At 46.5% G+C, this 25175-nt stretch carries 21 protein-coding genes and 1 tRNA gene; 5 read left to right on the top strand and 17 right to left on the bottom strand.

What is annotated here, in order from left to right:
- Window positions 1-28 precede the first annotated feature (28 nt).
- Both WMO65_RS04165 and WMO65_RS04160 read right to left on the bottom strand, forming a co-directional pair.
- Window positions 29-706: a DUF554 domain-containing protein gene (locus tag WMO65_RS04165; protein WP_033141052.1), complete on the bottom strand. Its 678-nt coding sequence runs from the start codon at window positions 704-706 to the stop codon at window positions 29-31.
- Window positions 707-721: 15 nt separating this feature from the next.
- On the bottom strand, window positions 722-1060 hold the full coding sequence (locus tag WMO65_RS04160; RefSeq protein WP_018596100.1) for a cyclic-di-AMP receptor: 339 nt from the start codon (window positions 1058-1060) through the stop codon (window positions 722-724).
- 398 nt (window positions 1061-1458) lie between these two features.
- Here WMO65_RS04160 and WMO65_RS04155 point away from each other — a divergent pair.
- Window positions 1459-1531: transfer RNA gene (locus WMO65_RS04155), tRNA-Gly, on the top strand.
- 66 nt (window positions 1532-1597) lie between these two features.
- Here WMO65_RS04155 and WMO65_RS04150 read toward each other — a convergent pair.
- The 4 genes from WMO65_RS04150 to WMO65_RS04135 all read right to left on the bottom strand — a co-directional run bounded on the left by WMO65_RS04150 (window position 1598) and on the right by WMO65_RS04135 (window position 7150).
- On the bottom strand, window positions 1598-3121 hold the full coding sequence (locus WMO65_RS04150; protein WP_033141051.1) for a serine hydrolase: 1524 nt from the start codon (window positions 3119-3121) through the stop codon (window positions 1598-1600).
- Between the two features lie 280 nt (window positions 3122-3401).
- The gene (locus WMO65_RS04145) at window positions 3402-5132 is read right to left on the bottom strand and encodes a collagen-like domain-containing protein (RefSeq protein ID WP_349063706.1); all 1731 of its coding nucleotides are present in this window, start codon (window positions 5130-5132) and stop codon (window positions 3402-3404) included.
- A gap of 68 nt (window positions 5133-5200) precedes the next feature.
- Entirely contained in the window at window positions 5201-6289 is a 1089-nt protein-coding gene (locus WMO65_RS04140) for a tetratricopeptide repeat-containing glycosyltransferase family 2 protein (RefSeq protein ID WP_148392632.1), read from the bottom strand.
- A 96-nt stretch (window positions 6290-6385) separates the two neighbouring features.
- Window positions 6386-7150 carry a nitroreductase family protein gene (locus WMO65_RS04135; protein ID WP_033141049.1) on the bottom strand — a complete coding sequence of 255 codons (765 nt, stop codon included), beginning with the start codon at window positions 7148-7150 and terminating at the stop codon, window positions 6386-6388.
- A 181-nt stretch (window positions 7151-7331) separates the two neighbouring features.
- On the opposite strand from WMO65_RS04135, the gene WMO65_RS04130 reads away from it, so the two are divergent.
- From WMO65_RS04130 to WMO65_RS04115, 4 genes are read left to right on the top strand one after another with little or no spacing between them, the layout of a single operon-like run.
- Entirely contained in the window at window positions 7332-7703 is a 372-nt protein-coding gene (locus tag WMO65_RS04130; RefSeq protein ID WP_033141048.1) for a GntR family transcriptional regulator, read from the top strand.
- Entirely contained in the window at window positions 7700-8398 is a 699-nt protein-coding gene (locus tag WMO65_RS04125; protein WP_148392633.1) for an ABC transporter ATP-binding protein, read from the top strand. Before WMO65_RS04130 ends, WMO65_RS04125 begins: the two co-directional genes overlap by 4 nt.
- Window positions 8392-9222: a hypothetical protein gene (locus tag WMO65_RS04120; protein ID WP_349063703.1), complete on the top strand. Its 831-nt coding sequence runs from the start codon at window positions 8392-8394 to the stop codon at window positions 9220-9222. The genes WMO65_RS04125 and WMO65_RS04120 overlap by 7 nt, the downstream gene beginning before the upstream one ends.
- A 43-nt stretch (window positions 9223-9265) precedes the next feature.
- A complete protein-coding gene (locus tag WMO65_RS04115; RefSeq protein WP_033141045.1) occupies window positions 9266-9577 on the top strand; it encodes a YbjQ family protein in 312 nt (103 codons plus the stop codon).
- A 64-nt stretch (window positions 9578-9641) separates the two neighbouring features.
- Here WMO65_RS04115 and yicI read toward each other — a convergent pair whose 3' ends face one another.
- The 11 genes from yicI to guaB form a co-directional block, all read right to left on the bottom strand.
- Window positions 9642-11888: an alpha-xylosidase gene (gene yicI, locus WMO65_RS04110; RefSeq protein ID WP_148392634.1), complete on the bottom strand. Its 2247-nt coding sequence runs from the start codon at window positions 11886-11888 to the stop codon at window positions 9642-9644.
- Window positions 11885-12523 (bottom strand): YesL family protein, encoded by a 639-nt coding sequence (locus tag WMO65_RS04105; RefSeq protein ID WP_148392635.1) that lies wholly within the window; start codon window positions 12521-12523, stop codon window positions 11885-11887. Before WMO65_RS04105 ends, yicI begins: the two co-directional genes overlap by 4 nt.
- A gap of 32 nt (window positions 12524-12555) precedes the next feature.
- Complete coding sequence (locus WMO65_RS04100; protein ID WP_148392636.1) at window positions 12556-14553, bottom strand: glycoside hydrolase family 31 protein; 1998 nt, start codon at window positions 14551-14553, stop codon at window positions 12556-12558.
- Window positions 14554-14630: 77 nt separating this feature from the next.
- On the bottom strand, window positions 14631-16700 hold the full coding sequence (locus WMO65_RS04095; RefSeq protein ID WP_148392637.1) for a glycoside hydrolase family 31 protein: 2070 nt from the start codon (window positions 16698-16700) through the stop codon (window positions 14631-14633).
- A gap of 26 nt (window positions 16701-16726) precedes the next feature.
- On the bottom strand, window positions 16727-17581 hold the full coding sequence (locus tag WMO65_RS04090; protein WP_033141041.1) for a carbohydrate ABC transporter permease: 855 nt from the start codon (window positions 17579-17581) through the stop codon (window positions 16727-16729).
- A gap of 1 nt (window position 17582) precedes the next feature.
- On the bottom strand, window positions 17583-18476 hold the full coding sequence (locus tag WMO65_RS04085) for a carbohydrate ABC transporter permease (protein ID WP_118593771.1): 894 nt from the start codon (window positions 18474-18476) through the stop codon (window positions 17583-17585).
- A 113-nt stretch (window positions 18477-18589) separates the two neighbouring features.
- The gene (locus WMO65_RS04080) at window positions 18590-19981 is read right to left on the bottom strand and encodes an ABC transporter substrate-binding protein (protein WP_148392638.1); all 1392 of its coding nucleotides are present in this window, start codon (window positions 19979-19981) and stop codon (window positions 18590-18592) included.
- 214 nt (window positions 19982-20195) lie between these two features.
- Window positions 20196-20933: a response regulator transcription factor gene (locus WMO65_RS04075; RefSeq protein ID WP_033141039.1), complete on the bottom strand. Its 738-nt coding sequence runs from the start codon at window positions 20931-20933 to the stop codon at window positions 20196-20198.
- On the bottom strand, window positions 20930-22768 hold the full coding sequence (locus WMO65_RS04070) for a sensor histidine kinase (protein ID WP_103732562.1): 1839 nt from the start codon (window positions 22766-22768) through the stop codon (window positions 20930-20932). The genes WMO65_RS04075 and WMO65_RS04070 overlap by 4 nt, the downstream gene beginning before the upstream one ends.
- A 76-nt stretch (window positions 22769-22844) precedes the next feature.
- On the bottom strand, window positions 22845-23579 hold the full coding sequence (locus WMO65_RS04065; RefSeq protein WP_033143760.1) for a peptidoglycan recognition protein family protein: 735 nt from the start codon (window positions 23577-23579) through the stop codon (window positions 22845-22847).
- Window positions 23580-23711: 132 nt separating this feature from the next.
- A complete protein-coding gene (gene guaB, locus WMO65_RS04060) occupies window positions 23712-25166 on the bottom strand; it encodes an IMP dehydrogenase (protein WP_033143761.1) in 1455 nt (484 codons plus the stop codon).
- Window positions 25167-25175: the final 9 nt, after the last annotated feature.

The raw sequence follows: 25175 nt of genomic DNA, 5'->3' as shown, positions 1-25175 counted from the left end.
CCTTATGACCGGGGTTTGGATTTTCTGTTTATAAAAATGATTTGACGATAAAGAACACTGCGGGAACCAGAAATGCGGGAAGCATATTCATGGTTCTGAAATTCTTGATTCCCAGGATGCTGAGGCCTGAGCTGAAGATCAGGATACCTCCGATAATGGAAATCTCCGCCATGATCGCCGGACTCATGACACCGGCCAGCAGCAGTGCCAGGCAGTAGAAAAATCCCTGCCAGAAAAACAAGACAATGGCTGCCAGTGCGATACCGAATCCAAAGGTGGATGCCAGCACAGAGGATGTGACAAAATCCAGCATGGCATTGGTGAACAGGTAAGTATTGTCCCCTCTCAATGCGCTCTCCATGGGCCCCAGAATGGACAGGGTTCCCACGCAGAACAGTAATATCGCCGTGGATAAGCCCTGAGCCAGATTCCCATTGGAAAACCCGGTGACAAACTTCTTAAACTTGTCCTCCAGATGTATCTTCTCTCCGAGAAGCCCGCCAAGTGCCAGACTCACAATAAACAGAACCGGGTATTCACTCTGGGGCATGTACTTGACTATGGCATTGATTCCCAGCGCTGTGGCTGCCAGCCCCATGGCCTGCATCATGATCTCCTGATGCTCCTCCCGTATTCCTTTTTTCAATCTGCTGCCGATAAAGCTCCCTGTCAAAATCGTAGCGCAGTTTACCAGTGTTCCTATCATCTCTCGTATCCGCCTTTACAGTTTCAAGTATTGTTCCACATTCACAATAAATACTGTAGCGCCGCCCACATCAATGGTGACCGGCGGTGCGGAATATCCCAGCACCGGACCTTTTGTCCCGGCGGAATAAGTTGGATTGATGAGCATCTCTTTTCTTCTGGAACACTCTTCCTTGATGACCTGGAGCACCATTTCCACCTTGTCGTCCTCAGTTCCTATCATCAGCGTGGCATTTCCTTTTCTCAAAAATCCGCCTGTACTGGCAAGTTTTGTCACACTGATGCGTTCCTTATTCAGACGTTCTACCACGAATCCTTCATCTTCCTTGTGCACGATCGCAAAAATCATTTTCATAATGAAGCACCTCCTAATGCAGTGCTGCTCTCTGCCCCCGTCTGGTCTTATCACAGACCCCAGGCGCCGGTGGGCGTCTGACCAGCTTTTCGTCTATTATAGCATAAATTGAGCATAATGGAAAATTATTTTCTCCTTTCACAAAACATTCAAATTCCATTCACAATTCTTTTAATATTTCACCACAGTTTCATCACATTTGTGCTTTATTATTAGATACATAGAAAGGCAATCACCTTTATATAAAAATTTTCTTTTTCATACGCCGGGCTTTATAAAAAGCCCGGCCCTCCTTTTTTTACATGGTAAATACCCCAGAAATATTTTTTAATTTTTTTCAAAAAACGTGTTGACATTTGACGAAAGATATAGTATATTATGTTTTGTCGTTAAGACATGCGCGAGTGGCTCAGTTGGTGGAGCGCGACCTTGCCAAGGTCGAGGCCGCGGGTTCGAGTCCCGTCTCGCGCTCTTTTTATTTCTTGAAAAGGACGGACATCTCAAAAAGATGTCCGTCCTTTTGCGTTCTGCATTTATCTATGCATAAACACTCCCCGCTTTTCTCACAAGTTCCTCCAGCAGCTCCTGCATCTTCCCAACCACCGGATGACTGCCCAGTCCATATTCTCCTGCCAGCCGTTCCATTCTTGGAAATGCCAGCCAGGTACTGCCCGTCTCATCCTCCCAGAGGGCAATCCTGAGCGGAAGTTCCAGGGAAATGCTCTGATCCTCCTGCATCAGCCCGGTTCCCACTTTTGGAGCACCAAAGACGACCACTGTGGTCGGCCGCAGGGACAGACCTGCCTCCTCTGCATTTTTCGCATGGTCAAATTCTGCAAATACCGGAATTTTCTTTTCTTCCAGAACGTTTTTCAATCGTCTGACCATATCCTTTACCGGAAACTGCCCTTCAAAGAGATACAATTTATTATCATCATAATTGGTGGACAGCAGATCTCCGAACGCCCCCGCAATTCTTCTTCCCAGATTCGTAAAGTCAATACCTTCCTTATTTGCCAGCAGCGTAACGCACACCAGTTCATCCGGATGGGTAAACCTGCTCAGGAAAGAAGAATACCCGGGAACAGAACCTTTGATATCCATCAGTCCTCTGTGCTTATAAAACTGCCAGCCTGCCACTCCCGGCACCTCTCTGCCGTCCGGCAGGTTCCACGGGGCGTAGACAAGCTTTCTGTGCTCAGGCTCATGGATCAGCACTCCTCCTGCCAGCCCGATATCCCAGAAGGAAATATCCTGCGCGGACGCCCAGACATCCCCCACTCCCCTGAGGGCTGAAGACGCTGCCCGCCCTGTCCTTCTGCCGAGTTCGTCATAACTTGCGGCCGGTTCTGTGGGGTCAATGTATGTCCCGTCTTTTTTAAACAACTGATGGATGTTCTCCGTCAGGGATACATCCTCATGCCTGAAGTTTTCCAGGTCCTCCGCAAATCCTGTCCTCTTCAGTCCAAGGAAATGGATCTGCCTTTCTGTCACAAAATCATGATATGTCTCACCGCTTACACGTTCCACGATCTCTGTCAGCATCAGGAAATTTGACGCACTCCATTCCACCTCTGTACCCGGAGTAAAATGCAGGGCTTCTTTGCTTATTAAATCAAGAACCTCTTTAAACTCCCATTCTCTGTAAATGTCAAATCCATCCGTCTGGCAGTCAGGCAGACCCGACGCATGGCGGAGCATCTGCAGAATCTCAATATCATACCATTCCTCCGGTACCTCCGGTATATGATCACCCAGTTTATCTTCCAGCCCCAGTTTTCCATCCTCAAAAAGCTGCATGACTGCCACAGCCGCAAACGCCTGGGAAATGGGGCCTGCCGGCCACATTGTATTGGCTGAAGCCAGCCTTCTCTCACCTGTATCTGACAACCCATACCCCACTACTCTCGGAATATAGGGGGCCTGAACAATTGCCAGGGTAAGTCCCGGAATCCCCTTTTCCTTCATAAACTCCCATATCATGGAGTCTACGCTCTGCCCAAGATATGATACATCTGCACTGCCTCTCATTTTCATAACTTCGTGTTCTTTCGTATTCATAACTGCTCCTTTCTGAGCCCATGACTCAGAATATAAATCCTCATCACGCTACTGTAACTTTTTTTGTTACTCTTATACTGTAACTATATCAGTTACATTTTCACTTGTCAAGAAACATTTATCGATTGACCGGAACTTTTCACCATCTTATGATAAAAGAAAATACTTTCGCTCAAAAAGGAACAAGTGCCCTCCAATCAAAGTATAAAAAACAGGAGGAGAAAACCTGATATACAGATTTTCTCCCCCGTATGGTTTAAAGCTTATTCCTTGTAAATAATTACTTTGTGATACTTTCGGCCTTGCAGGTGGAGATAAAGGTCGGATCACTGTTATTGGCGCCGACAAGAACCACTACGCCATATTCGTTTCTCAGCACACTGCCCTGTCCGACGGTCTGACCGCCTGCCTTGACAGCGGCTCCTGTTGTACCCACCGGCAGATAAGAACGGACAGCAGCCTCACAGTTTGCGCAGCAGCCTGTAGGTGCCGGAGCAGGTGCCGGAAGATACGTGATTCCGTTATTATAGGCAGCACTGGTGATTCTGACGGCTGCGATTCTGCAGATTGATACCGCCTCCTGTGCTGCGCCCTGACTGTTTACTATCTGGAAAAGACCGGCATTTGGATTTGTGTTCGGGGCAGGAAGAAGGCTTCCCGGACGGCCGCTCACATTGTTGCCGCTTTCCATGGATATCACAAGATTTTCTGTTGGATAAAGCGTGATGATCTGCTGAAGGATGTTTCTCATCTGCGCAACACATGCACAACATGCCGTATCTCCTGCAGGACCTGTCGCGCCTGTAGCTCCGGTATTCCCTGTGGCTCCGGTGGCCCCGGTAGCGCCGGTTGCTCCTGTAGCTCCCATTACTCCATTGGCTCCGGTCGGGCCGGTTGCTCCTGTCGGACCCGTAGCTCCGGTGGCCCCGGTAGCGCCGGTTGCTCCTGTAGCTCCCATTACTCCATTGGCTCCGGTCGGGCCGGTTGCTCCTGTCGGACCCGTAGCTCCGTTGGCCCCGGTAGCTCCTGTGGCTCCCATAGGTCCTGGTGCTCCGGTGGCTCCTGTATTTCCGGTGGCTCCTGTGGCTCCCGCTGCTCCATTCATACCTGTAGGCCCTGTGGCTCCGGTCGGACCGGTTGGGCCTGCAGCTCCGGTAGCTCCGACGGCTCCATTGGCTCCGGTGGGACCCGTAGGGCCTGCGGCACCTGTCGGGCCGGTTGCTCCATTGGCTCCGGTATCACCTTTTGCTCCCATTGGCCCAGTGGGGCCTGTGGCCCCGGCTGCCCCTGTGGCTCCGGTTGGGCCGGTTGCTCCGTTGGCTCCTGTATTTCCCGTAGCTCCGGTGGCTCCCGCGGCTCCATTGGCTCCGGTGGGACCCGTAGGGCCTATGAGCCCGGTCGGACCCGTTGGACCGGCAGCTCCGGTCGGACCCGTAGCTCCGGTGGGACCTGTAGGACCTGTGGGACCGGCAGCGCCTTCCGAACCGGTTGCCCCTGTAGCCCCGGTAACTCCTGCCGCTCCTGCTGCTCCGGTCGGACCTGTGGGACCAGCCGGAATCGTATAGAACAACTCAGCGCCATCCGGTGTAAACGTTTCATCAACAGACGCCTCTGTGCCGGGTTCTCCCGTCACTGTACCTGCCACGGTAATCACAGGAGTCTTTCCTGCAGGCCCTGTGGCCCCCGTTACACCTGCAATTCCAGGGGCTCCGGTTGGGCCTGTGGCACCACGCATTCCGTTAGCGCCTGTAGCTCCGCTTGGCCCTGTAGGTCCTGTGGCTCCCCGCATTCCCGGAACTCCCGCAGCACCGGTAGCACCTCTTGGGCCGATGGGCCCTCTCGGACCTATGGGCCCCATGGGTCCCATGGGACCTGTAGGCCCCGGGCAGCAGCATCTTCTCTCATGACAAACCGGACAACATCTTGTGTCCTGGCATCCTGCTGCATGCACATCATTATTTCTCTCTGCCGCAGCACTCTCTTCTTTTCCATATCTACAATTATCTTTCATATTATCACATCCATTTCTATTAGCAGTTCAAGACTGCTAATACATTGTATGTTGCTGTCCAATGGATGTTAAGAATTTTGGGAATTTATGTTTTTTCCACGAAAGTATTCCCTATTGTATAAGTAAGCCGCGGAATCCGGTTTATATTTCCCGCCCCTCTCGTTATATGCCTCCGCCTCCGCGTATTTTCCCAGTTTATCACAGCAGACACAGAGCTGCATTGCCGGAATATACCCATAGCAGTCTGGGAGGACAAAACCCCCTCTTTCGATATCCGGCCTGCATTCCAGAGCTGTTTTATACCAGAAGACAGCCGTTTCGTACTGATCCTCTTCCATAAAATGCTTCCCGATGTCACAGCAGATCTCTGCTCTCGGCACATCATATTCCAGGCTCCTTAAGAGCGCCTGCAGAGATGCTGCCCTGTTTCCTTTTTTTTCATAACACTGCGCCATGACCTGGCATGCCTCTATCTTATTTTCCAGCCAGGCATCCGGCTGCCTTAAAAAGCTGCCGAATGCTTCGACAGCTTCCCCGTAAGCCCCATGGTAATATAGTTCCCGGGCATAATAATAGAGTTCTCTTGCATTCAGGACCTTCCCCTGTGCCAGCATCTTCTTATATATATTGAGGTTCCTGTCCGGGTCCCCTGCACAGATCTTTTTATGTGAAACAGCAGCCTCTGAGTATACAATATTTCCGCCGGGCGTTATGACCTCATGTACTGCGCCCTGCCATAAAAATCCACGTCCGTTCCGAATCAGACGCTCTCTGTAATACCAGAATACTGCATTTCCTTTCTCATCAAATGCCGTATGATAACGCATCATCACAATATCCGTGTCCAAAGACAAATCACGTTTCATTGTCAAAAAAGCCATTCTGTCCCTCTCGAGCAGCACATCATCCGCGTCCATCCACATACAGTATTCCATAGATGCTTTGGAAAAAGAAAAGTTCCTGGCAGCCGAAAAATCATCTGTCCATTCAAATGTAAATACTTTGTCAGTATACCGTCCTGCAATCTCCTTTGTCCTGTCCTTTGATCCTGTATCCACAATGATCATTTCATCCACCAGGTCTTTCATCCCTGAAAGACAGCGATCCAGAACCTCCTCCTCATCCTTAACGATCATACATAAACTCACAGTTATCATGCATTCCCTCTTCCTTCACACGCATGTCTCATTACACAATATGCCGCGGCGCGCATAATTGTACGTGAATTCAGAAAAAAAGGACGTGACTCTTCATCACGTCCTTAAAATAGCACTCAATATATACTGGCTGTTGGGGAAATTCTTATGTGTGATATCCTCCAGGCGTATCAAATCCACGTCCAGCCACAATTCTTCTGCAACGATCATAAGATGAGAAAACATGATACCAAAATTAAACTCCTCATACCTGCCCAGGTGATTCATATTATGCTTCTTGGCAAATACGTGAATTCTGTTATCGTAAACCACAAACCGCCATGGCTGGCTGTTCATACTGGACGGCGCCAGGCGTGCGGAATCCAGAAGCTGCTTCATCCACTGTCTCGGAACCTCCTTGTACACACAAAGCTCCTGCAGATCCATGCGCTTTGCCTCCACAGCCTTTCTTGTATGGCTGCCCCGGCTGTATCCGAAAGCCATGAGAATCACAAATTTCAGATTCCCCTTGTGAGGGTTTCCTGCCTTTGGCTTCACACCGCTTAAAAAACATGTCCCCAGCCCTTTTGCACACATAAAGAGCGCAAGCTGCTCCATAATATATCCCGCGTTCATCATAGCGCGGTCTTTATCCTCTGAGTAAAAGGCAATGTAATAAGGTGCCTTCGCTCCCAGCAGATGTATTCTTTTATTTTGTCCCTTAGTATTATCTATAATAGAAATCTCCGTATGGATACCCGGATTCAACCCTTCAATCTGGCTGTAATACTCTCTGATCTCACTCAGCAGAGCCGCCTTTACCGGTTCCATCTCATAGCTTCGGACAGATTTTCTTGAAAATATCGCTTCGTATAAGTTCATACTCTCACCTTTTAATTTTTCCGTAACAATATTGTAACATATAATCGGGGAATTGCAATGCCTAAATGGATGGTTTTTCAAATTCTTTTGTATTTTTTTAAAAACCTATTGACAAAGTACCTGTAAATGCGTATTATTGTATTAAGCAATTAGTACAGTAATACAGGAGGTGTTACATTATATGTCGTGGAAACTGAATCCTGATCGGCCTGTCTATGTACAGCTGATCGAGCGTATCACAACAGATATCATCGCTGGCATCTATCCGCCGGGAAGCAAACTTCCATCTGTGCGGGATTTGGCGCAGACAGCAGGCGTCAATCCCAACACTATGCAGAAAGCCCTGTCAGAGATGGAGCGTACCAATCTGGTATACAGCCAGAGAACCAGCGGAAGATTCATTACGGAGGACCTTAGTATGATAGATGATCTGAAAACAGAACTTGCATCTGAACAAATCAAGGAGTTTCTTGAAAAAATGGAAAAAATAGGCCTGTCTAAAGAGGACATCATAGGGCTGATCAATAAAGTGAGCGAGGAGGAGAAAAAATGAGTACGATTCTGGACTGCCGGGGCCTGACAAAACGTTATGGCAATAAACTGGCACTTGACCACATCGACTTATCACTGGACCGTGGTAAGATCATCGGTCTGCTGGGCCCAAACGGCAGCGGCAAAACCACATTAATCAAACTGCTGAACGGCCTTTTGGTTCCCACTGAGGGAGAGATCTTTGTTGACGGCAAGGCACCCGGTGTGGAGACAAAAAGGATTGTATCCTATCTGCCGGAACGCACCTATCTGAACCGCTGGATGCGGGTTTTAGATCTTATATCCTATTTCTGTGACTTTTATGAAGACTTCGACAGGTCACGGGCCTATGACATGCTGCAGAAGCTGAATATCAACCCCAACGACCGTCTAAGCACCATGTCAAAGGGTACAAAGGAAAAAGTACAGCTCATTCTGGTCATGAGCCGCAGAGCCAGTCTGTACTGCCTGGATGAACCGATTGCAGGTGTTGACCCTGCTGCCAGGGATTATATCCTTTCCACGATCATCAACAACTATGATGAAAATGCTACCATCCTCATTTCCACCCATTTGATCTCAGATGTGGAAAACATTCTGGATGATGTGATTTTTATTCAGAACGGGCATATCCGCATGCAGGACAGCGTGGACAATATCCGCATGGCCAAAGGAGTATCTGTGGACAGTCTGTTCCGGGAGGTGTTCAAATGTTAAAGAAACTATTCAAATATGAGTGGAAATCTGTTTCCACACTACTATTAATTGTACACGGAGCGCTTTTAGTTTATGCACTCATCGGGCGCATTGGATATCAAATTTATTTTTCAAAATTTCTTTCTGACTCATCCAATACCGTTATGGGCATAACAACCATGTTTTATGTGGTCGTCTACGTATTCGGGATCATGGCAGTCCTGCTTATGACCATGCTGTATCTGGCAATACACATACAGAAAAGTTTCTTTTCAGATGAAGGCTACCTGACGCACACGCTTCCGGTATCTCCCACACAGCTTTTGTTGTCCAAAATATTTATTTACTGGGTATGGACAATACTTGACCTGATCTTTGTTGCTGCATCCATTGCCATCCTTCTGGTGAACAAAGAGACCTGGCCCGCCATCGTTTACGGATTCCGGGAGATGTGGCACACACTGACCTCCCTGAGCGGACTGTCGGATATCCTGAACAATATTGTATATCTGCTGTCCCTCTGTATAGAATTTTTCATCTTCTCCACAGGGCTTTTGATCTTCGCTGTCTGCCTCGGAAGCCAGTTCAAGACCCACAAAGTTATGGGGTCCGTGTTATCTTTCTTTGGTATTATAATTTTATGCAATATCGTAGACCTTATTATTACAAGTATTACCCTTCCGGGCGGATTCGGAACCGTAATGATGATCACACGTGCCGGTGAAAGAGTCACTAATTATTCCTATATCATAGAAACCCTCTGGTATCTGGCAGCCGGTATTTTCTTCTTTCTTCTTTGGAAGCAGATATATCTTGTCAAAAAGACTGAACCTGGAGTAGAATAAAGACATATGATCACACTTTTATAATCAAAAGGGGGAAATGCTTATGCTGATAGTCACAACAGATCACATAACCGGAAAAAATGTTGAAATGCTTGGCCTGGTAAAAGGCAGCACCATCCAGACCGTGCACATGGGCAAAGATATCATGAACGGATTCAAGACTCTGGTGGGCGGCGAACTGACCTCATATAATGAGATGATGAATGAGGCCAGAGCCCTGGCAACCAAACGCATGGCGGAGGAAGCCCAGTCCATGGGAGCAGATGCCATTGTATGCGTACGCTACTCATCTGCCTCTGTTGCCCAGGCCGCAGCTGAGATCATGGCTTACGGCACTGCAGTAAAATTTGTTTAAAGAAATGGCGCAGGAACCGTTTTTTCCGGTACTGCGCCATCTTTTTATTTTCTTTTATACTTTCTTATACCATTTTAAACTTCTGTCCGCCAAGGCTCTTTACCGTATAATTATCGTTTCCGCCTTCAATATGTACAAGAATCTCTCCGTCCCTGCATTCTGCATGGGCTTTCATCACAATTTTGCCTCTGCAGTCCGGTATCTCCACATCTGCTTCTTTTCCATCGGCAAATACAGACAACAGAAGTGTCACACCGTCCGCAAAGTCATATTCCGCTTCCCGGTCATTCTTTCCGACAGGCAGAATCGTATTTTCCTTCACCATAAGCGGCATGGAATGGTAATCGTAAACTTCCCTGTACCAGGTTCCGCCCTCTCTTGTCTCCCCGGTGATCAGATTCACCCAGGTTCCCTTCGGCAGATAATAATCCACCTCATCGGATTCTTTAAATACAGGCGCCGCGAGCAGGGAAGAACCGAACATATACTGACGGTCCAGGGTATCACAGGCTCTGTCCTCAGGGAAATCCAGGAACATGGGCCGCAGAACCGGTGTGCCGTATTCATGGGCACGGACAGCCTGTCCGTACAGATACGGCATCAGGCGGCATTTCAGATTCACAAACTCTTTCAGCACTACACAGGCTTCCTCATCAAATAGCCACGGCACGCGGTAGGAAGAAGACCCATGCAGACGGCTGTGTGAGCTCAAAAGCCCGAACTGGCACCAGCGTTTGTAAATATCTGCCGGAGCTGTCTGTTCAAATCCGCTGATGTCATGGCTCCAGAATCCAAATCCACTGAGGGAAAGAGACAATCCGCCCCGCAGCGTCTCAGCCATGGAAACATACGTAGCGGAGCAGTCGCCGCCCCAGTGAGCCGGGAACTTCTGCCCGCCAACCGTTGCGGAACGTGCAAAGAGTACGGCATCCCCCTCACCTCTGACTTCCTCCAAAAGCCGGAATACGGTCTGATTATATAAATAGGTATAATAATTATGCATTTTAACCGGATCTGAGCCGTCAAAATAAGCGATATCCTTCACAGGAACCCTCTCACCGAAGTCTGTCTTAAAACAGTCCACACCCATGTCCAGAAGTGTCCTTAATTTGCTCTGGTACCAGACGCAGGCATCAGGATTCGTAAAGTCCACAAGTCCCATCCCCGGCTGCCACAGATCTGTCTGCCATACGCTTCCGTCCGTGCGTTTCAGCAGATAGCCTTTCTCGCTGCCCTCCTCAAACAGGCAGGATTTCTGACCGATATAAGGGTTGATCCATACACAGATCTTCAGGCCCTTGTCGTGGTATCTCTGCAGCATGGATTTGGGATCCGTGGTCACATTGGGGTCCCATTTGAAGTTACACCACTCAAAAGCCTCCATCCAGTAACAATCAAAATGGAACACATGCAGCGGGATATCCCTGTCTGCCATTCCCTGTATAAAACCGGACGTAGTATTCTCATCATAATCCGTCGTAAAGGATGTGGTGAGCCAGAGGCCGAAGGACCAGGCAGGAGGCAGCGCAGGCTTCCCTGTCAGTTCTGTGTATTTCTCCACAGTTCCCATTGGGCTTTGACCGCTGATGAAATAATAGTCCAGACGCTCCCCTTCCACGGAGAACTGGATTCTCTCCACTTTCTCACTGGCGATTTCATAGGCCACGTCGCCCTCATTATCCACCAGGACACCGTACCCCTTGTTGGTAATATAAAACGGAATGTTTTTGTAGGCAATCTCACTGGCTGTGCCGCCGTCTTCATTCCACATTTCCACAGTCTGTCCGTTTTTCACGAAAGGTGTAAACCGTTCGCCAAGACCGTAAACATACTCATCCACATCAATGAGAAGCTGTTCCACCATATAGTTCTTTCCGGTTTCCCTGTTGTGCATATGTGCCAGGTTGCGGAAGCTGGACTCTGTCAGGAACTTGTCCCCCTCATAAAAAGCCAGCTTATACGCATTCGGCGTCTTGTCGATCACTGCCCTTAAACTTCCGCTGGCGAAGGTCAGACATTCCTCTGTCTCTGTGATCTGAGCATGGGGATGATCATTTGTAATCTCCGCAAAAGGCCCTTTATAAAGTGCTCCTGCGTGGTGGACGGCTGACACCTTGATCACGCCCTCCATAGGTGTGGAAAGTTTGACCGTCAGCATGGGAATGTTCAAGGCATCCCCTCTGCCTGCAATATGTTTTCCGGGCAGATAAACAGTCAGTTCATCTCCCTTTACGGTATGACCGCCGTACTCTACAGCATAGGCGGGGGTCATTTCGTCTTTTAACAGCCAATATCCATTGGTAAATTTCATAGCTGTGGTTCCTCCAGTTCTTCTATTTTTGGTTCATGCTTCTTCAATACCCGTTCCATAAATTCAGAGCAGAGCAGGGATGCAGCTCCGGGCACAACTATCATGGTATAGGGTATCCATGCCACTATCGCAGCAGAGGACACTAAAATAAACAGCAGCATAACAGTTGTCAGGAAATAACGTCCTGTCATGAACATGGACAGCTTTAAAATCCATCCCATAGGCATTTCAAATCTGGAAAGCGCAGGGAATACATAGCAGAGCATTCCTGCCGCGTAGATACTGACTCCATAGTAAAGGCAGATAAAAAATAATCCCACGTTTCCTGAAGTCTTCGCCTGTAATATCCCCACGTTTAACTGCAGGATAAACAAAACCACGGCGAAGAGTATTTCAAGAAGAATACCGTCTTTCAAATTTCTCCGGTATGATTTCAGAAACTGCTCCAGCACATATCCCTCTTCATTTTTAATAACCTTCACTGCAGTATAGTACATAGCAGTTGTAGATACACCAATCGTTATGATGGGGAGGCATCCAATCAGCCAAAATAAACTCACTACTATTGTATTGAATATCTTATCAATCACCTTTACATACTTACCGTCATAACCAAATATTGTACCATTGCCCATATGTCATCCCTGCTTTCCTTTTCAATCACTGTTTAAAAAATCTCTTCCAGTTCCCCTGCTTTTACAAATACAGGAATACTCTCATACGGCGCGTCACATACATATTCTGCACCGCCTTCATATAACCTGTTGTCGTTGATATTTTTCCATTTTCCTTCCGGCAGATATACCTTACGTTCCCGAACACCTTCATACAATACCGGGCAGACAAGTACCTTGCTGCCGAACATGTACTGATCTTCAATTTCCCAGGCTTTTTTGTCTTCCGGAAAATCATAGAACAGGGGACGCATGATCGGTGTTCCTTTTTCGTGGGCATCCTGCATCAGAGTCTTCACATAAGGACGCATCTTTTCGCGAAGCTCCATATACTTCCTGCAGATCTCATATACTTCTTCACCGTAGCTCCATACCTCGTTTTCTGCTCCGCTTATGTGTTTCCCTCCACCTGTAGTGCCGAGAGGTTCTTTGAATGGTTCACGGAATCCATGCAGCCTCATAACCGGACAGAATGCACCGAAAGCAAACCATCTGACAAAACATTCTTTAAATGCATCATCATGGATATTACCGCCGTGGAAACCGCCGATATCGGTTGTCCACCACGGAATACCGGAAATGCCCATATTCAATCCTGCTGCCAACTGGTTTCTCAGGGCACGGAAAGAAGAGTCAATATCACCGGACCATACCAACGCACCGTATTTCTGGCTGCCTGCCCATGCACAGCGAAGAAGATTGACAATATTTTTCTGTCCCTCTGCTTCCATTCCCTCATATGCCATACGGGCATAATATTTCGGATATAAATTTCCCACTTCCATATCAGCTCCCAGGAAATAGCGGTAATGTTCAAATTCGTATCCGGTAAACTCAGGCTCCGCCTCATCTAACCAGAAAATCTTAATGCCCAGGTCATAATAATTTTTCTTTATCTTCTCCCACACATAATTTCTTCCGTCAGGATTGGTCACATCTATAATGCAGGCATCTCCAAGCTGTCCGATCCGTTTCCCGTACTCAGAACGGGTCAGGTATCCCAGCTCTGTCATCTCCTCATAATTCTCACTCTCCGCGTCAACGGTAGGCCAGATGGATACCATCAGTTCAATGCCCATCTCCTTTAATTCCCTCACCATTGCTGCAGGGTCCGGCCAATAATCTTTATCGAACTTCCAGTCGCCTTGATGGGGCCAGTGGAAGAAATCCACTACAATGACATCAATGGGAAGACCTCTTCTCTTATACTCCCTGGCAACTTCCAGAATCTCATCCTGTGTCTGGTAACGCAGCTTACACTGCCAGAATCCCATTCCGTAATCCGGCATCATGGGAACCTTACCCGTGGCATCTGCATAGGCTTCTTCGATCTCAGCCGGGGTATCTCCCGCTGTGATCCAGTAATCCATCTGTTTTGTTGACTCAGCGATCCACTCTGTAACGTTCTTTCCAAATGTCACCTGACCGATTGCCGGATTATTCCACAGAATACCGTACCCTCTGTCTGACAAGGCAAACGGAACACTTGCCTGGGAATTTCTATGGGCCAGCTCAATGATACAGCCTTTCACATCCAGATACGGCTGCTGATACTGTCCCATACCGAAAATCTTCTCATCTTTATATGCCTCAAACCGGACTGTCAATTTGAAATTATCAGAGCACTGCCGTGGGGTAAAGGTACGCGGCACGATCTCCAATGCGCTTGCGAACTTATCACTTCCCTCATACATATCTCTGGTGCGGTCATACTCCTCCAAAAGAAGCTTTCCATTCTGATTATAATATTGGAGTACCCCGTTGTCCATGATTTTACAGGTTAATTTCCCATTGGTGATAACTGCTTTTTTCCCTTCAATGGTGATCTGTACCTCTGTATCTTCCGGTTCTAAAAGCGCGCTGTCCGTATCCGGGATAAACTCACTGCGCTGTGTTGCGCGCACGCGCAGGCTGTTTTTCCCCCATGGTTCGATGAGGAGCAGTTCCTTGTCCTGTCTCCTGTATAACTTGTTGCCCACTTGTTTCAGCATTCAAATACCTCCTCCTGATTGACTTTCTTATTTTATGAAAGGGCTGCCCCAGTTTTACGTGCAGCAACCCTTTTCGTTTAGAAGTTCAGTTCAAATTCATTTTTTGTAAACAGTGGAATCTGTTCGATAGGTGCAGCCGCAGTTACTGTCTGCCCGCCTTTAAAGCACTCGCCCGTCCACACATTTTTCCATTCCGCCCCTGCGGGAAGATAGACCTCTCTTTCCTCCTGTCCTTTTTCCATAACAGGAGCGACTAAAATTTCAGGTCCGAACATGTACTGTGTCTCATTCTCCCAGCATGTCTTATCCTCCGGGAAATCATAAAACAGAGGTCTCATGACCGGTGTACCTTTTTCATGCGCTTCTTCCATCAGCCTGCGCACATAAGGACGCATGGCCTCACGCATTTCAATGTATTTCTTACAGATTTCATAAACCTTATCTCCGTAAGACCAGATTTCATTCGGCGCTCCGGATACGCACTCCGCGCCTCCGGTTGTTCCGTACTGAGGCTGATACGGCATGCGATAGCCATGCAGTCTCATAACAGGACAGAACGTACCGTATTCAAACCATCTGATCAGAACCTCATGGAAATCCTCATCATAGATATTAGCCCCGAAAAATCCTCCGATATCTGTTGTCCACCAGGGAATCCCTGCGATTCCCATATTGAGGCCTGCTGCAAACTGGTTCTGAAGACTTTCAAAGGAAGAATGGATATCACCTGACCACACAAGTGCCCCGTATCTCTGGCTTCCGGCCCATGCACAGCGCAGCAGATTCACGATGTTTTCCTGTCCTTCTTTTTTCATGCCTTCAAAGAAGGTCTGTGCATACATTACCGGATAGACATTTCCGATCTGGACATTCGGTCCCAGATGATAACGATAATTTTCAAAATCATACACCGTATATTCCGGTTCCGCTTCATCCAGCCAGAAAATCTTCACACCCTTGTCATAATAATTCTGTTTTGCCTTGTTCCACACATACTCTCTGGCTTCCGGATTCGTCGGGTCATACTGGATGGTATTGCCCATATAAGTGTTGTCAATACGGACACCTTTTTCCACCCGTGTCAGGAGACCTTTTGCCTTCATCTCCTCAAAATTCTCACTCTTATAATCCACCATAGGCCAGATGGATACCATAAGTTCAATACCCATCTCCTTCAGTTCCGCGATCATGGCATCCGGGTCCGGCCAGTATGTCTCGTCAAATCGCCAGTCACCCTGCTTCGGCCAGTGGAAGAAATCCACTACAATGACATCAATAGGAATCTGACGGCGTTTGTATTCTCTTGCCACCTCCAGAAGCTCTTCCTGTGTCTGATATCTGAGTTTACACTGCCAGAATCCCATTCCGTATTCCGGCATCATGGGAACTTTTCCCGCTGCATCTGCGTAAGCTTCCTCAATTTCAGCCGGTGTATCGCCTGCAGTGATCCAATAATCCAATTTCTTTGTGGATTTTGCTTCCCATGTGGTAATATTTTTATTGAAGCTGACACGCCCGATTGCAGGATTGTTCCACAAAAATCCATATCCAAGGGAAGACAATGCAAAAGGAACACTTGCCTGGGAATTTCTGTGTGCCAGTTCCAGTTCTGCACCTTTGACATTTAGGAACTTCTGCTGATACTGGCCCATACCGTAAATCTTCTCGTTTGGATTGGATTCAAAACGCATGGTGAGCTGATAATCGCCCCCGATGATCGGTTTGAATTCCCTTGCTTCAACCTCCAGGGAGCTGCAGGTATCCGCAAACATATCCTCTCTGTTGCGGACATATTCCTCAAGCAGTACTTCCCCCTTTTGGTTGTAAAAAGTAAGCTTACCGATATTGTTCACTACTGCCCTGATCTTTCCGTTTGTAATTTCTGCGGAAAAATCATGTATTGCAATACTTGCCTCTTCGCGTCCCTCCGGTTTTCCATCTAATGCCCAGAGCTCATCCGGCATCTCGGGCATCTTGGAGGCGCGGACCCGGAGACTGTTCTTTCCCCAGGGTTCCACGATCACGCGCTCCGCATCATAACGGTAATACAATGCATGATCCTTTTCCTCAAAATATCCCAGTAAAAAATGATTGTCCGAACGGAAATCTCCGGTGGATGCACCTTCTTTTTTTATAATATCCGTCATTTTTTGTCCTCACTGTCCTATACTTCTTATTCTTTTACTGCACCTGCCGTCAGGCCGCCTACAATGTATTTCTGCAGGAATACAAACAACAGGATAACAGGCAGTACCAAAATTGCTCCGTATGCCATAATACAGTTCCACTTGGTTCCGTATTTACTCTGGAATTTATAGATATTTGCTGTCAATGGACGCATATCCGGTTTTACGTTAAATGTCATGGAATATGCCAGGTCATTCCAGCCGCCCAGGAAGGAGATAACTACTACTGTGATAACACCTGTCTTGATCGCCGGAATCATGATCTTGAAGAAGGAACGGAACACGCCGCAGCCGTCAATTCTGGCAGCATCATCCAGGGATGTGGGCACGCTCTTAAAATAAGGTCTCAAAGTTACGACGATAAACGGAACAGATCCTGAAGCAATTGCCAGGGATGGTCCTAAATATGTTCCTAATAAATGCAGCTTGTTAAAGATCAGATACATAGGAGTCAGCATCAGGGATGCAGGAAGCATCTGGGTTACCAGGAAGGTAAGCAGGAATACTTTTCTGCCCGGTACTTTATAACGTCCCATGCCGTAAGCTGCCGGAATACCAAATACCAGTGAGATCACCATGGATAAGAAAGCGATACAGATACTGTTCTTCAGGGAAGACAGGAATTCTGCATCCTGGAAGTTCTTGATCCAGGGCTCTAAGGTAAAATTGTGCGGATAATATGTCACAAGTTTGCCGAATGATTCCGCATCTGATTTAAAGGACATTGCAAGAATCCAGTAAATCGGAAACAGGAACAGAATGGCAACGATAACTGCGATAACACAGTTGATCAAATTTCTTCTTTTTTCTTTGGAGCTTGTTATTTTCACTTTTCCTGCCATTCTAATCATCCTCCTTTGATATGAGACGCAAGTAGAATAGTCCGACAATGAACAGGCATGCGAACAAGATGATCGCCGCTGTAGAACCTAAGGAGAATTCATACTGTTTGAAGGACAATGTATAAGCGTAAGTACCAAGAACATCAGTAGAGTTCAGAGGACCGCCGCTTGTCATAACAAACATCAAATCGAATGCTTTGAAGGTATAAATAAAACCTAACATAAGCACAGATAAAATAGCCGGTTTCATAAGCGGAAGTGTGATATAGAGGAATCTCTGGAACGGATTAGCGCCGTCAACCTCCGCACTCTCATAAATCTCCGTGGAAATTCCTGTCAGGCCGGAAGTCAGCAGCAGCATATTGAACGGGATTCCAACCCAGCAGTTCACTGCAATGATCGCGATCATGGCTGTACTTCCGTTCAGCAACCATTCCACCGGAGCGTTGATCAGCCCAATCTTCATAAACAGGTCATTGATCACACCACTGGATACATCGAACATATTCTTGCCCAGCAAAGCCGTAACAGACATGGGCATCATATAACCTACCAAGATCATACCACGGATGGGTCCGGCAAGTGTAAACTTCTTTGAGAAAAACAGTGCAAATATAAATCCTATAGTAAACTGTACAACCAAACATCCAATGGTAAATATAAATGTATTTTTAAATACCATCAAAAATGTTTCATTGTGGAATAACTCTATGTAGTTGGACAAACCTACAAAGACATCGGTTCCGCCTTTGAACGTTTTAACATTTACATTCCTGAAACTGAGCACAAAGTTATAAATCAGCGGATACCCAAGAACCACCAGCATATAAATGAATCCTGGAAGGATAAAGGTATAGCCTTCTCTTCTTTTTTTTGCCGCCATCGACATTTTCATGGATTTCACCCCTCTTCCAAATTCCTATCTGTTTCTTTTAAAAAGGTTTAAGATGTATCGCCGGGATACACCTTAAACCTTGTTTTACAGTCAGCATCCAGACTTATTCTGTATTACTTCTGTACTGCAATAGGTGTTTCTTCCAAAATAGGTGAAATCGTTGCCTGGGCTTCTTTCAAAGCTTCTGCCGGGTCTTTGTCACCCAGTAAAGCTGCCTGCTCTGCTTTGTACAGGGCTTCGGAAATGGTCGGCCAGGACTCGTGAGGTCCCCTTGCTACTGCAAATTCCATGGAATCGTTGAATACTTTGTATCTTTCATCTGCTGTCCAGAAGTCTTTCAGTTCAACTGCATCTGCACGAACCGGTAATTTTCCTGCGATTTCACACCAGTCTGCCGTGTTCTGTGCGGACTGCATATATTTCAGGAATTCTGCACACTCTTCTACATTTTCAGAACCGCTGCATACACCGAAGTTTTCGCCGCCGATAACGGTTGCCTGCTGCTCGCCTTTTGGCATTGGAGTATATTTGTATTCCCATGTTACATCGTCTTTATTATCGGTATCTAATGTAGCAATCTGCCATGTACCGGATTCCAGCATTGCCGCTTTACCTGCGATCCAGGCATTGTAAGCATCGCCCTGTCCCCAGTTTACAGCTTCTTTACTCATATATCCGTCTTTTACCAGATCACTTAAGAATGTCAGCGCATTTACTGCCTTGTCACTGGAAACATCTGTGATGTCTGCTCCTGCTCCATACAGCCACGGAATGAACTGGAAGGTTCCCTCTTCATTGGCGATTGCTGACATGGCAAATCCATAGACACCATTTGCCTCATCTGTGGTCTTCTCGCATGCTTCTTTGAATTCATCCCATGTTGTCGGCGGATTTTCAATTCCTGCAGCTTTTAAAAGGTCCATGTTGCAGAGTAATGCCAGACAGTTTGAGTTGTTCGGCAGTCCGTAGTATTTGCCGTCAGCATCCATACAACTGCTCAGAGGTCCTTCATAGAACTGGTCCAGATCAGACCATCCCTCCAGATATTCGGTGATGTCCGCAAATACTCCCAAGGAAATGTAGGAAGCCATATCCGGTGAATCTACCATACCAATGTCAGGAAGCTCTCCTGATACAGCACCGATCGTATACTGTTTCATCAATTCATCACGTGATACAAAAGTAGGTACAATGTAGATATCACTCTGCTCTTCGTTGTATTTCTTTACAACTGCATTTAATGCGTCAGCCTCATGCTCAAAATAATGCCAGAGGGTAACTTCTTTTCCGCCATTGGGCTCACCTATGTCTGCTGCAGTAGCTTTTGTTCCTGTTTCAGTCTCTGTGGAACCGGTGTCCGCATCATCTGCGGTATCCTCTGTACCGGTATCTGTACTGTCATTCTTAGTGTCGCTGCCTCCCGAACTGCCGCAGCCTGCTGTCATGGTCAATACCATCGCAGATGTCATGGTCAGTGCCAATGTCTTAACAACTTTCCTCTTCATTTTGTTTCCTCCTTTTGTTTTTTTGTTTCTTAGGATGTCCTTATTATAGCGTTTAAATGATATTTCAAAAACCGCCGCTTTTAAGATTTGGATTAATTTTTTAGGGTATTTTTTTAATATTGGAGTAAAAAATTAATATTTTTTATTTTTCATTGTATATATTGTACATTTACAGCATATATTGACAGCATTTTATACACAAAAAAGCGAGACACTAACGTCTCGCCTTTATAAACTCCGTCACATTGACTCCAGTCTCTTCTTTGAAGCATTTGTTAAAATACTTGGGATCTGAAAATCCCACACTATACAGTACCTCGTCCTTAGAAATTTCCCCTTCCAGCAAAAGTTCCTGGGCTTTCTCAATCCGGTATCTCCGAAGGAACCTGGAAAAATTCTCTCCCACATCTCTGCTGAACAGATAACTGAAATATTCCGCACTGACACCCAGGTCTGCAGCCAGATCTTTCTGTGAAATTTTAGATGCATAAGAGCATTCTATAATATGCATTGCCTTTAAAATAAGCGGATGCGCATTGGGATATCTGCTTTTTAAATCCCTGTTCTCTTTATCCCAGACCACACTGTTGTGCTCCTCCAGTCTGTGTATAATATCCTCAATGTCCTCAGGGACCAGAGGCTTCACCAGATAATCCGTGACCCCAAGAGAGATGGCCTGCCTGGCCAGTTCAAATTCCTCATACGCGCTGATGATCACAAACTTAGTCTTCATATCCTGAGCTCTTGCTGCTCTAATCAGAGAGATCCCATCCATATAGGGCATTTTAATATCAGTAAAGACTACATCAGGCTCTAATAGCTTCATGAGTTCAAATGCCTCTTTTCCGTCCGCCGCCTCACCCACGACCTCATGCTTATCCGAAGCCATCATGATCAGATTTCTGAGTCCTCTGCTGGCCCTCTTCTCATCTTCTGCTATAAGTATTCTCACACTAATTCCTCCTCCTGGCATATCTCACTCTGTTTTTTCAACTCTGATTCCGGGATTGGAATCCAGAATATAAAGGAGGTTCCTGAATCCAGATTTGTCTGCATTTGGATATCCAGATTTTCTCCATAATACATACGCATTCTTGTAACAACATTTAATATTCCTATCCCTACCTTCTGACGCTGCAGCACAGGTGCCATTCCTTTTGACTCCAGGATATTTTTTATTACTTTTTCAGTTTCAGAATCTATTCCGCTTCCATTATCTTTTATCTCTATTCTTAAGCGGCCTTTTTCCTCTGAAACAGTGATCTTTACCATTCCCCCCTCATGTCTTCCCTCAAACCCATGGAGGATGGAATTTTCTACAAATGGCTGGAACATCAGCTTACAGCATGGCCAATAACCGTATTCCTCTTCAAAATCAATAGAATAATCAAATACATTCTCAAATCTTGTCTTCTGCAGATAAAGATACTGGTCAATCCAGGCTATCTCCTGATACAGATATACATCCTGGCATTTCTGGTCAAAGGTATAGCGTAGTATGTTGGAAAGCTTTTTGATCAGCACAGATACCTGACGATTTCCTGCCTCTATAGCTTCATAGTTGATCGTACCCAGTGTATTACATATGAAATGTGCATTGATCTGGGATTCCAGGGCCTCCCGCTCTGCCTGATGCTGGCGCTCAATGGACGCCAGTGTCTCCTCATGCTGTCGTTTCATGGCAAGATTTTTCTCTTCCAGTGCTTCGATCATTCTATTGTACTCATCCGCAAGCTGCCAGATTTCATGTTTTCCTTCTATGGAAATCTTACTGTGGAAATTTCCTTTTTTCACTGTCTTAATAGACTCTGAAATCTTTGTCACAGGCTTGAGAAGATAACGCATGAAAAAAACAGTCAGAAATATGTAGGCCGCCAGAATCAGAATATAGATGATGACACCCCTGTTGTAAATCTGGTCCACATGCTCCTGCATTTTATGCTCATCCATCAAAATATTCATAGTCCAGCCAAAATAGCCCAGCTCACGGCTGATCACCTGTATCTCATCATCACGCACCAGGCTGTCCTCTGCAGTACCGATATATTTATCCATATTATGGTAGAGAATCTGTCCGTTCTCATCTGCGATGTAGCCCTGCGCATATTTAACTTTTGGTATCTCCACTGTGTTTAAAAATTCTTTAAAGACATCCATATTATAGCTGACGATCAGAACATTTTTCACTTTTTTAAGCCCGGTCCTGTTGCCGATCAAAGGATATGCCACGTGAAAAAGGCGCAGGTCAGAATCCTGCGGATGCACACTTGGCTCTGTGGATGCCATGTACAGGGGAATATAGTAGTTATTCGTATTGTTCATGACCTCCTGAAACATTTCACGCAGATACTTATCGTTGTCATCATCCCACATAGCCCCGTCGGAACGCTTATAACGGTCATACTGGCACATCAGGCCATCCTCACCCACAATGGCTACGGCAACTGTATTCTTAATATAATCATAGTCTGACAGGGTATTATATAATGCACTATATCCATTGCTGTCATAAAAAGATTGGACTTTATTATATATATCCGCAGATACCACCATCTCACTGCCAAAATTTATATGCTCTTTAATAGAATAATTCACATTTTTCTGAACAGATACCAATACTGCATTCTCTGTTTCAAAGCTTTGTTCCACAAGATAGTTCAGGTACTCATTTTTCAGATATCCCTGAAAAACCAGTGCCATCACCAGAACCGCCAGCGTGAACACAAGAACAAAAGAAGAAACGATATGCTCTTCAAAATATGTCTTTATCTTTCTGTATATACGCATCGAATCCCCCCTTTTCTTTTTACAGCCATACCGTTAGTGCGTTCACACCCTGGTGGCTCCTTAAGACCAAACGATGTTACCCTTCTGCCGCCTTCACTTCCTCAGCCACCACCTGGATCTGCCCGTCCACATCCTTTTTAAACTGCTCCCAGGCATCGGGGTGGTCCACAAAGTATTTGGGGCAGATTTTCTCTGTCACATCGTAGTGGCGGATCACATCACTGCTCTTTAAATCAAAACGGTAGCAGAGCCACCCAACCAGCTTCACAAGGGAATCATAGGTTGCCTGGGTAAATTCGCCGGTCTCATCCTTGTGGCAGCACTCGATGGACAAGGTGTCGTCATTGCGGGAATTGGAGGCATAGGCGATCTCTGAACTGGGAATGCACTGGACGATCTCGCCCTCGATCCCTATGACGAAATGGCTGCTCACTTTTGTCTCGTGGCTGTCCTTCAGGCCCTCAAAATAGTTTCTGTTTTCCGCTGCCGTGCTTCCCGGATTGGCGGTATAATGCACCACAACGCCTTTTATTTTCTTCAGAGGGATACCCGGCCTGGAATACTCGTTTACATCCAGCAGGTTCACGTCAAAAGGCGGCGCGCCGATAAAACTGCCGTTCTCCTGGGTGACCTGGGCCTGCAGTTTTTCCAGTTTGGCCTCCTGTATCTTTCCTGTCATTATTTTTATAACCCCTATTGCGAAAATGATTCCCAGCAGGACCAGGCCGAAAAGCATGAGCCTTCTGTTTCTCTGTTTCCTTCTGTTTATCCTTCTGTAATCCCTTCTGGTATTTCCTCTCCTTTGTCCCATAAGCGTTTCTCCCCATTTATGTACATTTCCTGTATCACAGGCTTCCCCTTTATAAGACAAAAGGCTGTTGCCACTTTAGCAACAGCCTCTGTTCTTGTATCGATAGGAGATACACAATGCCTGTGCTTCCTATTATTCGTCTACACTGTAATTCGGTGCTTCTTTTGTAATGTGAATGTCGTGCGGATGAGATTCTTTCAGAGACGCAGCTGTGATTTTTACAAACTGACCGGTCTGCTTCAGAGTCTCGATATCTTTTGCACCGCAGTAACCCATTCCGGAGCGGAGACCACCCACTAACTGGAATACGGTATCCTCCACATGGCCTTTGTAAGCAACTCGTCCTTCCACGCCTTCCGGAACCAGTTTCTTGGCATCCTGCTGGAAGTAACGGTCCTTGCTGCCGTTCTCCATTGCCGCAATGGAACCCATGCCGCGGTAAACTTTGTATTTTCTTCCCTGGTATAATTCAAAATCTCCGGGGCTTTCGTCACATCCTGCGAAGATACTGCCCATCATGCAGACATTGGCTCCTGCCGCAATGGCTTTTGTCATATCTCCTGAATACTTGATACCACCGTCTGCGATGATCGGGATGCCTGCCTCTTTTGCGGCAGCATAGCATTCCATAATTGCAGTGATCTGCGGTACACCGATACCTGCAACCACACGTGTGGTACAGATGGAACCGGGTCCGATACCAACCTTGACAGCATCCACACCAGCCTCGATCAGGGCTTTTGTAGCTGCTCCGGTTGCCACATTACCTGCAACTACCTGCAGATTCGGATGTTTTGTTTTGATCTCTCTGACTGCTTTGAGAATGTTGGCGGAATGTCCATGGGCTGAGTCCACAACAACAACATCGACCTGTGCCTCCACTAACGCGTCAACACGTGCCATGACATTGGCTGTGATACCCACTGCGGCACCGCACAGCAGTCTTCCCTGCTCGTCCTTTGCGGATAACGGATATTTTATCTGTTTCTCAATATCTTTAATGGTAATAAGACCTTTTAAGTTGAAGTTTTCATCGACAATCGGAAGTTTTTCTTTTCTTGATTTTGCCAGGATTTTTTTTGCTTCCTCTAAAGTCACTCCTTCTCTGGCTGTGACCAGATTCTCTGATGTCATGCTCTCTTTGATCTTCTTACTGAAATCCTCTTCAAATTTCAGATCACGGTTGGTGATAATACCTACCAGCTTCCTGCCCTCAGTAATGGGAACACCAGAAATACGGAATTTTGCCATCAGATTGTTGGCATCCTCCAGAGTATGTTCAGGTGAGAGATAGAAAGGATCTGTGATAACACCGTTCTCGGAACGTTTTACCTTGTCCACCTCATCTGCCTGTGCTTCTATAGACATATTTTTATGAATGATACCGATACCTCCCTGTCTCGCCATGGCGATCGCCATACGATATTCGGTAACTGTATCCATCCCTGCACTCATCATCGGAATATTTAACTTCACTTTTTTTGTCAGATTCGTCGACAAATCAACCTGATTGGGGATTACTTCGGAATATGCCGGAACCAGCAGCACATCGTCAAAAGTAATGCCTTCACCAATAATCTTACCCATTTTCGTTCT

The sequence above is a fragment of the Blautia caccae genome, from assembly GCF_040095955.1.
Taxonomy (GTDB): domain Bacteria; phylum Bacillota; class Clostridia; order Lachnospirales; family Lachnospiraceae; genus Blautia; species Blautia celeris.
Note: the sequence above shows the minus strand (reverse complement) of the source record. Positions and strands in the feature narration are given on the sequence as shown.